Origin of the sequence: Pseudoalteromonas xiamenensis (assembly GCF_030994125.1) — a bacterium.
Lineage (GTDB): Bacteria > Pseudomonadota > Gammaproteobacteria > Enterobacterales > Alteromonadaceae > Pseudoalteromonas > Pseudoalteromonas xiamenensis_B.
On sequence record NZ_CP099918.1, the window covers coordinates 507362 to 520865 of the forward strand.

A 13504-nucleotide genomic window follows, 5' to 3' on the forward strand; every position below is an offset into this window, starting at 1 on the left:
GCCAAAAATGAATTTGTAAAGGCCCTTTACACCCTTGCAAGAATGCGGTCTAGCGCGTCAGCGAACATTTTTCGGTCTTGCTGACTAAACGCGGCAGGACCTTTTGTTTGTATCCCGCTACTTCGCAGAGTATCAAAAAAGTCCCGCATGTTGAGTCGTTCTCGGATACTGTTTTCGGTGTATTGCTCCCCTCTAAAATTAATCACTAGTACCTTTTTCTCGATCAATTCTGCCGCAAGCGGAATATCAGACGTAATGACTAAATCACCGGAATTGGAGCGTGCAACGATTTCATTATCTGCAACATCAAACCCGGCTTGCACCCGTAATGACTTTAAAAATTGCGAAGGCGGCAGCTTTACGTTTTGGTTAGCAACAAACGTTGTCACTAGTTTTTTCCTTTCTGCCGCTCTAAACAGAATTTCGCGTACCACCGCAGGGCATGCATCGGCATCCACCCAAATTTGCATTATATAAATCCTTACTCCACAAAAAGACCCCTATAGCCTACTCGGTTTTCACCTTGACTGGCAAATTTGCCGTATCCGCATATAGTTAATAGAGGCATCGAAAAGGTTCGTTCTGAGTCATCAAAATTGGCGCTACATAACTGGAAAAAAGGTGAAATGCTGAAATTTTTACAACCATTCGCGACGCAGCTGGTCATCTTTTGCATTGGATTGTCTCTTAGCTTTATCGTCTCAAATAGAGTGTACAAATTCGAGAAAGAAGCCGATTTCCTCCGCTTTTCAGAATCGGTTACAGAATTAGGTGAAGCACTAATTCGTGAGACGGAAATAAACATACAAGCGCTTTACACCCTTGAACTTTTATTTTCGAACCATGCACCATCTGAAGAATTATTTAAACGTGAAGCCGAAATTATCATTACCAGACACGAAGATATTCTCTCGCTTATCTGGGCGCCACTCGTAAAACAAGAAGACCGCACCTCGTTTGAGGAAAAACTAAAGCAAAGTGGCCACGGCCAAACGATTGTTCAACGAAATAACGACAATACGTTCAGTAGCCGAGACCAACAAAAACAGTATCTCCCGGTTTTGTACAGTGAATCCAAAAGCAAAGAATCCACCATCTTCGGTCTCGACCTTAATTCAGATGCTAACATGATGGATGCGATGGCTCGCGCGAAAGAGACGAATTCCATTCAAGCCACCAAACCAATCCCTTTGTACATGCATGACAACGACCTAGGTTATGTCGTCAGCTACCCCGTATATCGAGATAAAATTGCACTGCGCAGTAATACTCAAACTGAACTACTCGGGTTTGTGCTTGCTACATTCAAAATGGATGATATCGTAAACCATGAAATCCACCCTTATCATTCGGCGGCACTTTATTTCAGACTGATGGATATAACGGATATCCTCAACCCTACGCTGCTCTATGATAGTAAAAATAAAAACCAAATAGACGAGTTTAACTCGCATCTTTATTTCAATTACAGCTTACCAGAACACGGAGGCCGTCGCTGGCAGTTGCAAGCGATGTCAATCGATGAAACGTTCGGCCAATCCCCTCAAAAATCAAAATTGATTGCTTTCTGGGTTGGTATAATCACAACATTATTTATGACCTTGTTGGCACATTTACTTGCCTTAAAAAATGTCACAATTAGTCGCCGGGTTGACGAACAAACAACTGAACTAAAAAATGCGTTAGCCGAACTCCATCACCAAAAGTTTGCATTGGATGAACACGCAATCGTTGCGGTAACGGATTTAAAAGGAACGATTCAATACGTAAATAGAAAATTTTGCGAAATCAGTGGGTACAGCAAAGACGAGTTGCTTGGGCAAAACCATCGGATCTTAAATTCAGGACGACATTCCGAACAGTTTTGGCGAGAGATGTACGCGACGGTGAAAAAAGGACAAACGTGGCATGGAGAGATCTGCAATCGAAATAAAAATGGCGAGCTTTACTGGGTTGGTACTACGATTCTCGCTTCAACAGACGATGCGGGGCGGGCACAATCCTACATAGCAATTCGCACAGACATCACTGAACGAAAGCAAGCAGAAGCGGTTTTAGTCGATTATTCTCGTCAGTTGGAGCTTATTTTAAGTTCGACAGAAGTTGGTACGTGGGACTGGTACATCAATTCGGGCGAGGTAAAATTTAATGAACGATGGGCGCAAATCATTGGCTATTCGCTCGAAGAATTAATGCCTGTCTCAGTAGATACGTGGCGCGATTTAATCCACCCTATCGATTTCATTGAGTGTGAAAAACAGCTAACCACTCATTGGCGAAAAGAAACATCTATGTACCAGTGCAAGTTTCGGATGCAACATCGAAGTGGTGATTGGATCTGGGTGTTAAGTAATGGCCGGGTCATTGAATGGGAAGGTGACGAACCCATTCGAATGATTGGCACGCATTTAGATGTTACTGAGTCAGAACAAAAAACCAATTCACTGCGAGAGTCATTAGCCCTCGTTGAAGCAACATTAGAAGCAACCAACAGCGGTATTCTGGTAACGGATGCACGAGGTAAATTACTTCGCGCAAACAAGCAATTTTATCGACTGTGGCGAATTGCAGTAGACGATATTCAAGACATAAATGACCGCGAGTTCATGAAAACCCTTACCGAGCAATTAATGGACACCGACGAGGCCCGCCGTCGAGTTAAAGCGCTCTACAAAACCCCCGAAATTGAAGCACAAGAAACACTCCATTTTACAGATGGCCGAGTGTTTAAACGGGTTTCATTACCTATGTGGATTGAGGGTGAAGTTGTCGGTCGAGTGTGGAGTTTTACAGACATCACAGATGTTCACCAAACCCAGCAAGCTTTGAAGCAAGCCAAAGTCGTCGCTGAGCAAGCAAGTAAAGCAAAGAGCGAGTTTTTAGCGAACATGAGCCACGAAATCCGTACCCCAATGAATGGGGTTATTGGTATGTTGAATTTGCTCAGCAACACAAATTTAGATCAAGAACAAGCGCATAAGTTAAAGCTGGCGACAACCAGTGCTGAAAATCTCCTGACGATCCTTAACGACATCTTGGACTTTTCAAAAGTCGACGCGGGTAAACTGGAGCTCGAAAATATCGACTTTAACCCCGCACGACTGCTTGGTGAACTGAGTGAGACGATGGCGTTAAAAGCCAGTGAAAAAAACCTCGAAATCATTTTAGATATTCGAGAGCTTCCTTTGTGCTTTGTGTCTGGCGACCCCAGTAGACTACGTCAAATTCTGACCAATCTGATTGGGAACGCCATAAAATTTACGAGCCAAGGTGAAATTGTTGTCCGTGCAAGAATGAAGGCGGAAGAAGGTGGGTGGCGATTTATATGTTCGGTAAGTGACACTGGCATTGGTATAAGTCGCTCAGCACAAAATCGCCTCTTCACGGCCTTTACTCAAGCTGATGCATCCACTACGCGTCACTTTGGCGGCACAGGGCTTGGTTTAGCTATCTGTAAACAACTCTGTAACTTAATGCACGGAGATATTACGCTCGTCAGCAAAGAGGGCGAAGGCTCAATATTTACCTTTGACTTATTGCTTGGAGAAAGTACTCATAGTGCGATAACGCTTCCTCAGGTCGACTTACAGCATTTAAATGTACTTGTTGTTGACGACAATAAAACTAATTTAGAAGTGGTATGTGGCCAACTTAGTAATTGGGGGATCAAAAGTGTTGCCGTCAGTTCAGGACTCGAGGCACTTCGGACATTGAGAAAGTCAATGGAAGAAAATCTGCCGTTTAATCTGGCCATTTTGGACATGCAAATGCCTGAAATGGATGGTGAACAACTTGGTTGGGAAATACGGGATGACAATCGATTTGATGACCTAAAATTAGTTATGATGACCTCAATGGGTCAACTTGGGGATAGTAGTCGGTTTGCCCAAGTCGGGTTCAATGCCTATTTCCCAAAACCGGTCACGGCTGAAGATCTATTTAAGGCAATCAGCTTGTTGTCTGCCAAGAGTTTGGATCAAGCTGGCATACCGATTATCACTCAACACCTGATCCATGAAGTCGCCAGTGATGTCGATACACCCAAAAATACCATCAATACAGACACTCGGATTTTGCTCGTTGAAGATAATTTAGTTAACCAAATTGTGGCCTCAAAAATGTTGAATCAACTCGAGTTGACCTGTGATATTGCCAACAATGGGGCACTCGCTCTCGAAAAGCTAAAAGAAGCAGAACCACCTTATCAAATGATCTTGATGGATTGTCAGATGCCTGAGATGGACGGATTTGAAGCAACCACCGCAATAAGGGCGGGCATTGCGGGTGAGTTAAATAAGAACATTACCATTATCGCGATGACGGCAAATGCAATGCAAGGTGACAAAACTCGCTGTTTAGAAGTCGGAATGAATGATTACATTTCCAAACCGATAAATCTGCAAACCATGGAAAACACATTAGTTCGTTGGATAGGAAACTAACTACAGGTACACATGCCAAGCAATCGCTTTTTCCAAAAGCGCGGTGATGAATGGGTCTTTATAATCACAATAGGCTTGGCTATTGTTGTTGCACAAACTTGCTGCGCGGCGTTTTACGTCGCCATATGCTCGAGCTTCGTCAGGGTGGGTATTTAAGTAGTCACGAAAAACAAGATGCCGAAACACTTCCGCTCGACCTTTTTCAAAAATATGAACATGATGAGTTCGTGCATTACCGCCTTTTTGGAAATATCGCCGTCCTTCAATGCCATTTTCGCCTTTAGGCTTGTAGCCGATGGCCACTAGTTTCACTGAGTCCAAATCGACGACATTCAACGCATTGACCTCAATTAAAATATCAATTATCGGTTTTGCACACAGGCCTGTAACCGCTGTACTGCCAATATGGTGAATAGCAACCACATTGCTTGGGGTTAGTTCTGATAACAACGTGTCTTTTGCTTTCTTGAACTCACTTGGCCAAGTATCTCGGTAATCCACAATTTCGATAATACGGGAACTCACTGTGTGTTTTCTCTTTGTTTTCCAAACTCATCGAATGTTTTACTCTGATTGCGTTACGAAGACAATCAACATTTCTGAGAAGCAAAACCAATGAAAAATGCTCAGGCCAATATTTAGTTTTGGCATTCATCACGATAGCGAGCGCGGACCAACTCCACGTAGTGATTCATTGACTTAGTTGATGTTGTTACAAAAGCTTGTTGAAGCAATTGCGCATGTTGCATACGGTCTATTCTGAATTCTCGATAGTCATTGCGTAGACAACAAAACGCGACGAGTGTCCATTTACCGCCCCAAAATACCATGCCAAGAGGCTCTATTTCACGTTGACTTGATTCATTTTTGGCATCGCAATACCTTAATAGCACACGTTGCTTTAACTCGATTGCCTGCCGAACAACTTGAATGGACGCCTGACTTTGCTCATCAAACCCAAAACGCGCAACCATAATCGGAAAGTCATCCAGTGCTTGCTTCATCGGAGCAGGTATTACCGCTTCAATTTTACGAAGAGCACTTGCCGCATGTTCACAGAAAAGCGGATCGGTCCACTGTGACACCATTTTAGAACCAAGCAATAAGGTTTGAAGCTCGGGAAGCGTAAACATGAGCGGGGGAAGTTCCGCGTTAGACAACATAAAGCCGACACCCGGTTCTCCAACGACCGAAACACCGCTCGATTGTAAATCTTGAATATCGCGATAAATCGTACGGATGGACACATTGAACGCTTGTGCAAGCGTATCAGCAGAAACCGCCAATCGTCGACTTCGCAAATAATTAACCAATTGAAAAAGGCGTTCCGATTTATGCACGTTCTAAATACTCATTAGCGGTTTTGATTGGATAATGTAGCTCTATGATAAGAATAAGAAACCAAACAGCAACACAATTATGTATTGTACTGCCGTTTGGCACAGGGACAGGGTCTACTAAGAATTACACGATTGTGCGATGATTTCGTTTTGACTCATGACGACGCTCTCTGAATCCACAATGTCCATCAGAGCCTTGCAACGTGCGTCATCATAGAAACTCTCCTCGACTTTCGCAATATCAGCTTTGCTTTGCCAATAAATGATGTCAATAAACGTTTCGTTTTCTGGATGTTTGGCAAGGGTTCGATAGAGCAATCCAGTTTGCGCATCAAGAAACGCTCTGAATGCTTCATGCACAGCGTAAAAGTCTTGCTCACTCACACCTGCTTTTAACTTAAATGTAATCACTTCGAGATAAGGTTTCATTCTACTTTTCCTTTTACTGTTCAAATAGCACCAACTTCTGGGCAACCTGCCGTTTTGGTGTAAATACATTGAAACATGTGCCAGTGTCAGCGAGTGTCAGTAGTGATCCACGCAATGACATTACATTAGCAGAAATGTATTCCTTTTATTCTGATGAGGTGTTTCGCCCATATATCACAAGCCCTATTCCACCCAAAATCATCAAACTTGCCAGAACAAGACGCAGTGTAAGCACTTCCTGCGCAAACAATACACCGCCCAATGCAGCTAAAATAGGCACTAAAAGTTGTAAACTTGCTGCAAGAGAGCTCGATAGGTTCCGAAGCGCCGCGTACCAAATGGCATACCCCAATCCAGACGTAACAGCCCCTGATAAGATGGCGTAAACCGCGCCTTGGCTTGTCACCGACAGCGTGCCAAATGCAGCGACGACCAACCCAGTTACAAACGGTAGGGTGTAGACAAAATTGAAACTCGTTTGTCTCAGTGGGTTTTGAACTCCTTTGCCAGCGTACGTGTAAACTGCCCAGGCTAGTCCTGAAATAGCCATTAAAGATGTGCCAAAAATCGATGGCGACGAAGCACCCGGTAACAAAAGGTAAGTTAAACCACCGAAGGCAAACGCGATGCCTATCCACTCAGTTTTAGCTAAGCGTTCGCCGTAAAATATAGATAGTCCAAGCATACCAAGTTGAACAAATGCAAAAAGAATGAGTGCCCCAATTCCCGTCTCAAGCGACAAGTAAGCAAAGGAAAAACTTGTTGCGTAGGTGAAGAGCATTACAGGGGGCAACCAAAGTTTTAGCCCTGATTTGTCTTTAACTTCGTGCTTTTGACTTTTCGTAAATGCGACGAGAAGGGCCAACATTACACTGCCACTAAACAATCGGATAGCAGTGAAACTCGCCGCGTCAATTTCGCCACCTTGCAGTGCCAGACGACAGAGTATCGAATTCCCCGCAAAGGCGATAAGCGCGATGCTTGTCATAAAAATCGTCTTAAACATAAATCGTCAGTGTGTTTATTGAAATGCAACTTGTAGGAAGACTGTACAAAATTTTGCGTCATATTTACCAGTGAATTTATACGAGGAGAAAAGAGCAACTTGAATTTATTTTTAATAGGAGAAAGCAGACTCCGATGTCTGCTTTCTATCATTGGCGATTAGTGCAATGTGACTTTTACGTCTATCCATGCATTAGGAGAATCAGGTGTACCACCAACTTGGGTCGGTGTGATGGTGAACCCACCCCAATGGTCAGTGTAACTTTTTCCTAGCACTAATTCAGAATCGGTCTGATCATCACCCCACCAACCTGGTGTTTTTGAACCAGGTGTCATGTCTAAAAGGTACGAAGTCGTTTTCCAGAAGCGACTGTCTTGTTCATTTTCGAAATACCCTTCTAGATTAATCAACACGCCATTTTTTGTGCCTGTATAACGTTTATGTGATGTACGATACTCAAGCCAATAAGTGTATTGCCCATTACCAGATTTCAGTTTTAATCCTATGGGCGATTTTGCAACACGCCCCTGATCAAATGCATAAATTCGGTAGGTTCCAGATGAATTAATCGTAGGTACTTCACTGTCGTTCAACCAATTAAAGTAACTTTTATACAATAAGTTATAGGCCTCTAACGAATGAGCGCCCATGCCCATCATACTGTAAACGTTACCGTAATTGAGACTTTCTTTATCGTAATCGCCAACGCCAATCACCTTACCGGGACCAGCTTCAAGGGCTTTAGCATGACGAAGACCTAGTGCATGGCCTAATTCATGCGCAACAACGCCGGCTGTGTGGTGGTACAACGAAATACTCGGAGGAGCAGCGCTTGAGTTGAAATTACCGACTTGCGGTGCAACCATCATAACCACCGTACCATCGCCAGGGTTGTCTGGGTTTGTCCCCATCTCACTCACTTTTGCCTTCCAAACTTTAGTCCAACCATGAAAATCGTTATCAAAAGTACTTTTAGGCTGGTTAATCCGAATAATTGGCGCACTAATATCGTAGCCAACCGAAAACTTGCCATACGACTGTTCGTCATAATATTTGACGACATCGTCTAGTGCTTGTGCCATATCGGGCCACAACAAACGCGTATCAGAAAACTCAAATCGAAATACCTTGATTTTCGCGTAGTTATATTTATAGCCATCATTGCCTTTCGACGGCGGAGGAGGTGGAGTGGTTGTCGATGAACGACAACTTGTTGCCCCCAAATCCACCACTAAACTAGCATTGGTTGAACTACCCGTCACGGCAATATAGCTCCAATACTTGCTTGGATTTGTTAAAATGATGCATTCTTGATTGCCGACACGAGTCGACGATGGATCGGCCCCCGTGGTTGACGGCCAATGACCGTTCTGTGCGTATAAACTCAGGTCACCAGTGCCATGAGCCGTACTTATCGCCAGACTTGAGTATTTATCTGAATTAGCGATGCTGTAATAGCGGACCGAACTGTTAGCCATACAAATGCTATCACCACTTGCCAGATTTTGACCCGAAAAAGGCCCCTCTTGCTTGCACGTATCTGCCAATTCAAGCTGCGTAGCCAACGTGCTATGCTCTGCTTCAAAGACGGATATCTTTTCAACATCATCAATCGCTTGGCTTGAAGGCAGATAGGAAATGGCCAGCAAGGACAATATATTTCCTATTCTATTTACTGTTCTCATTATGAGTTTCCTTTACATGTGTGAATTAGACTCGCTCAAAAAAAGAGCAGTAAATTTATAGCCTCAAAATATACATTATACAATATTTTATATACACAAATTTTACAAACGTAGGAGTTTTAGGAACTTATCGTTTAAGCCAAGAAATAGAGTCGGTGAATAACAACGACTCGAAGTGTCAGTGTTGTATTCTTCGCGTTTACTTACACTTTAATCGTTGCATATCTCTCAATCCTCGTTAACATGTTTCTCCAAACAACAACAAAAATGAAATCCATGGAAGTCATTCAAGTTGGGGAATATAAGTTCGACGCACTAAATTCTTGTCTATCAAAAGATGAACAAGTTATCCCGCTCGATCCCCGATTGCTTACTTTATTGACATTTTTTGTCGAAAACCCCAATCGTATTATCACGCGAGATGAGCTGCAGCTTGCGATTTGGCAAAACGTCATTGTGACGGACAATGCCATTAACAAGCTGGTTGCGAATTTGCGAAAACTATTTTGTGACGATGCGAAAAATCCTCAGTACGTTAAAACGATCCCTAAGCAAGGTTACGTGTTTATCGCACAGATAAGTGCTATCGAACCGAAGATAGAGACGCCTGAACCCATACCGAAAAGAACAGAAGTTACTAATCAGGTGCAGCTTGTTTCGTCACGTACTCATACCCCATACTTTGTCGCTTTTTTCACTGTGATGATATTGGTGCTTGGCTATATTGCTTTGTATTCCTCTTCTGCTTCCGTGTTTGGCGATAGTGCAGCGCTTTCTCGCTTTTATGGTGGAAAAGGCTCCCCTATCGTGACGCAAGATGGTGAGACATTATTGTTTTTAAATCATCGCCAACAAGGTACCGGACTTTGGCAAACTGCGGTCAACGCAGGAAATGCAACATTGCCCAAAGAAATTAAAGGTCTGCCTAGTTTTGGCGAACTGTTGTTTGCAGACTCCAGTAAACTCATGTATCGCGTTAAAGCGCCAGAGTGCGGTTGGTATGTCAGCGACTTGAATTTAAATGCAAGTACGGTCAGTGCTGATTCAACGTTGTTGACCTCTTGCAACACGCTAAAAATTCATTGGTCTTTGTACCTGCCTACACAAAACAGACTCTTTGCATTAGGTCACGATAAACACCACGAACATCGCAATACGCTGTTTAGCGCGACGGTAGGTGAATCACTTCAAGCGCTGAACATCGAACTGAGCGACAAATGGAGGATGGTCAGCCTAGATACCTATCAAGACGCGAATAAACTGCTCATAACCACGATTTCAATTGATGGCAAAACCGCTGTGTTTGAATATCAAATCGACCAGTCGATACTGACGCCAGTTGTTGAACTCGACTTTTTTAGTCATCACGTTATTTGGGATCAGGCGCGCGAAGGTCTTGTTTATACAACTCCGGCACCTGATAGCAAATTGGTGAGAATGGACTTAACCAGTCGCGAGCAAACGTTACTGTCCTCCAGCAGTGAAAGGCTTTGCTGTACAATTGCACGTCATCCAAATGGGGTTGATTACATTTACTTAAGCAGTGATAAAAACATCGATGTGAAGTGGTTGAAAACAAACTATTGGCTAGATAACAGCAGTGTCATCGATTCCAATCCTGCGCTTGCGCACACAAAAGAAGGTCACTATTTCTTATCGAATCGGGCCGGACTCACCCAACTGTACTTTCAATCACCAAATTCGCCCGCAGCGCTGGTGCCGTTGCTAGATGATTACTACATGATTGAAAAAATGGCGTTATCCAATAACGACGAATTCATTTTGTTGTCTGAAAGTCATCGGCTTTTACTGAGCAATTTAAACGAACGTAACTCTTTGCAATCAATCTTCTTAGATGGTTACATCGACCACATTCAATGGTTAACGAATACGTTGTTTTCAGTTTCTATGACCTATCAAAATCAGCGATATGTTGAGGTTTATAATTCTAACCTCCAACGAATTGCCCGCCTCGAAGCACCATGGCGTCAGGTATTAGCCGATCCAGCAAATGATAACTGGTATTATTTTGTAGATAGTAAGAGGGATTTATATCGTATGCCGACAGATCGTATTTTTACGACACCATCGGTTGATACTGGTGAATACGTTGGTAATTTACCCATGTACTCAAAACTGAAAGTGGACAACAATATTTTGTATTTAGTGTCTGAATTCGGTGAAACACTTAGTCGCTACAACGTCAATGGAGATATCTTCCAGCCACTTTCGGAAGAGCCTCTAAATGCCTATCTCGGTTTTGATGTAAAAGAGGACACGGTTATTTTCGCAGGGAAAGAAACCTTCCGAAGCCAAATCTATCGAACCATCGCGAGGTAATGTTTTGTCCTTGGGGATAGACTTTATGTGTCTATCCCCATTGCCATTAAACAGTCCGGTTACCAGCGAAAAATATAGTTGAGTTTAAGGGCAGTTTCATCTGCTGTTTTCACACGCTCGTGCCATCCGTCTTCCATATCATAACCTTGGCTCAATGTAAGCTGATAGAGTTCGTCTGGTTTACTTTGGTAGCGCAGTCGCGTAAAGACGGACAAGGTATCGGATTGAGTATTGTGTTGCAGTAAGGTGTTCCATGACCAATCACTGTCAAAGGCAACATCCATTTTGAAGCGTGTACCAAACATATTTTCGCGTTGTGATTCTCGTTGGTAATAGTAGTTTTGTCTGCTCAATTCAAAACTGAAATGCTTGTTAGGTTTATAGTTTAAGGTAAACTCAAGATGTTTCATGTCACTGTCGTAAAACTCACCTCGACTCACTCGAACGTTACCGTAAATCGGCTTACTCGAATCGCTTCGGAAATAGGCGTACCAGCGAGAGAATTTAAATTCATCATTATTGAATGTAATATTGCGGCCCATTTTAAATGGCGTTTTCAAGTTTTCTTTTCGCGTTTCGTGCTGTATGTAGAAAAAGGATGAATCCTTGAATTCCACTTGAAACGGTCTTAGTCGATACTCTTGGCTTAGGCGTTCGTTGTTCGTGTCGTCTGTCTGCCAATAAAAGACATTGGTTTGAAAGTAGTTAATATGATCTGCAAGCCAGCCGTCCGTTGGTCGGTAACGTAAGTGATTCACAAACTCATAGTATTGAACACCTTTACGGTTCACAAAACCAAGTGCTGGATCGAAATCATCACCAACGTAACGATACTTCGCGCGAAAATAAACAGCATCATTGGGTAAGTAAAGCTGTATACCGTAGGCCTTTGTATCCTCGTCTTCATGTTGCTTTTCGGTTTCTTGATACCATCCATAGCCTTCGATACGTTGCTCATTGAATATACTGTTTTCATAACGATAATCGACACCCCAAAGACCTGAATTATCGCGGTTGTCCGCACTGCCCTGTGTCGTTATAAGGCCAACTTGATGATGATCGGCTACCTGCTGGCTGACTCGGGCTACGCTCAACTGTGTGGTTTCGTCTTTGTCGCCATCACGTTGCTGATTTACTGATAAGACACCTACTCGCGTGTCACCAATTTGCCCTGTAAGTTTGGTGCCCCAGTTGATATCTAAAATTCCATCCGATTTACCCTGACCAATTCGACGCGAGTAAAAGGCCATGGCATTAGGATACCCATCATTGATCCCTCCAAAATTAAACACCTGACTGTCTTGCAGGAAAAAATCGCGTTTTTCGTCAAAATACTGGGCAAATCTCGACATGTTCATGTCGACTTCATCCACTTCCGTACCAGAAAAATCCGTGTTTACGGTCACAACCCCAGTTAGGCTGGGCGTTATTTTATAAAAAGCATCCAGCGAAGGGACCCATTCGCTCTCATCATCATTTGACTTGTACGCAAGCCCTGGTCGAAGCTCTACCCCAATGCCTTGTTCTAGCCCTTGTAAGCCAGAAATAGGCGCAACTTGACCTGCTGTCCAACCATTTGCCTCGCCGTCATTTAAGTTCCAGTAAACTTGTTGGTAAGGCGAAGAGAGTTTATGCCGAAGTTGAATCCCCCACGTTTCGATGTTTTTTTCAAATGAAATTGATTGCATAGGAATGGCCATTTCAACTCGCCAACCGTCATCAAAAACCGCCGTTTTGGCGTACCACAGCGTTGACCATTGTCCTATGTAATCGGTTCCATCAACTAATCCGTCTTCTTTCACACCCGAAGGACTCACATGAAATAAATAGGCGTCCCGCTTATCGTAATTTGTGTCTAACGTAATACCGAAATAATCTTCGTTCCACAGATCACTGCCTTGCGTCAGTACTCGGTCCGTGATCGTGTTTTGTGGCTGATGAATTTCAGCCGCAACATAGAGAAAGTTTTCGTCATAACTCAAGTATGCCGTAACGGGGTAGGTTGGCTTATCGCCCAATGAGGGTCTAAACACGACAAAGTCCGTAATTTGAACAGCGTCCTGCCATTCATTCTCCGAGAATTGTCCGTCAATGACTGGGGCGACGCGCGCCTTTTTTAGGTTCAAATTCGCACGTGAAAATGCGTAGCCCGTTGCAGCATTGCCTTTTAGTTCATTTTTAAATTGCACCGATTCAGCCGCTAATGAGTAGCCAGAAAGTATCGCTATACTGAGCAAAGAAAGTTGTTTTTTCATGTTCGCT

The 13504-nt window shown here is 43.3% G+C and carries 9 protein-coding genes; 2 read left to right on the forward strand and 7 right to left on the reverse strand.

The features are described from left to right. Positions 1-26 precede the first annotated feature (26 nt). Positions 27-470 carry a YaiI/YqxD family protein gene (locus tag NI389_RS19380; RefSeq protein WP_308363138.1) on the reverse strand — a complete coding sequence of 148 codons (444 nt, stop codon included), beginning with the start codon at positions 468-470 and terminating at the stop codon, positions 27-29. 156 nt (positions 471-626) lie between these two features. Between NI389_RS19380 and NI389_RS19385 the strand changes: the two genes are divergently transcribed. Continuing rightward, positions 627-4442, forward strand: coding sequence for a CHASE domain-containing hybrid sensor histidine kinase/response regulator (locus NI389_RS19385; RefSeq protein ID WP_308363139.1), 3816 nt, complete (start codon positions 627-629; stop codon positions 4440-4442). Here NI389_RS19385 and NI389_RS19390 read toward each other — a convergent pair whose 3' ends face one another. The 5 genes from NI389_RS19390 to NI389_RS19410 form a co-directional block, all read right to left on the reverse strand. Next, on the reverse strand, positions 4443-4967 hold the full coding sequence (locus NI389_RS19390; protein WP_308363141.1) for a GrpB family protein: 525 nt from the start codon (positions 4965-4967) through the stop codon (positions 4443-4445). It abuts the gene before it with no gap. Positions 4968-5080: 113 nt separating this feature from the next. Then, entirely contained in the window at positions 5081-5782 is a 702-nt protein-coding gene (locus NI389_RS19395) for a helix-turn-helix transcriptional regulator (protein WP_308363143.1), read from the reverse strand. A 117-nt stretch (positions 5783-5899) separates the two neighbouring features. Further along, on the reverse strand, positions 5900-6211 hold the full coding sequence (locus NI389_RS19400; protein ID WP_308363144.1) for a hypothetical protein: 312 nt from the start codon (positions 6209-6211) through the stop codon (positions 5900-5902). 145 nt (positions 6212-6356) lie between these two features. Continuing rightward, positions 6357-7199, reverse strand: a complete 843-nt coding sequence (locus tag NI389_RS19405; protein WP_308363145.1) for a DMT family transporter — start codon at positions 7197-7199, stop codon at positions 6357-6359. A gap of 176 nt (positions 7200-7375) precedes the next feature. After that, a complete protein-coding gene (locus tag NI389_RS19410; RefSeq protein WP_308363146.1) occupies positions 7376-8902 on the reverse strand; it encodes a PPC domain-containing protein in 1527 nt (508 codons plus the stop codon). 276 nt (positions 8903-9178) lie between these two features. Here NI389_RS19410 and NI389_RS19415 point away from each other — a divergent pair, with 276 nt between their 5' ends. Next, positions 9179-11242, forward strand: coding sequence for a winged helix-turn-helix domain-containing protein (locus NI389_RS19415; RefSeq protein WP_308363147.1), 2064 nt, complete (start codon positions 9179-9181; stop codon positions 11240-11242). A 59-nt stretch (positions 11243-11301) separates the two neighbouring features. Here the strand turns inward: NI389_RS19415 and NI389_RS19420 are convergent, their stop codons facing one another. Next, positions 11302-13497 (reverse strand): carbohydrate binding family 9 domain-containing protein, encoded by a 2196-nt coding sequence (locus NI389_RS19420; RefSeq protein ID WP_308363148.1) that lies wholly within the window; start codon positions 13495-13497, stop codon positions 11302-11304. Between the last annotated feature and the right edge of the window lie 7 nt (positions 13498-13504).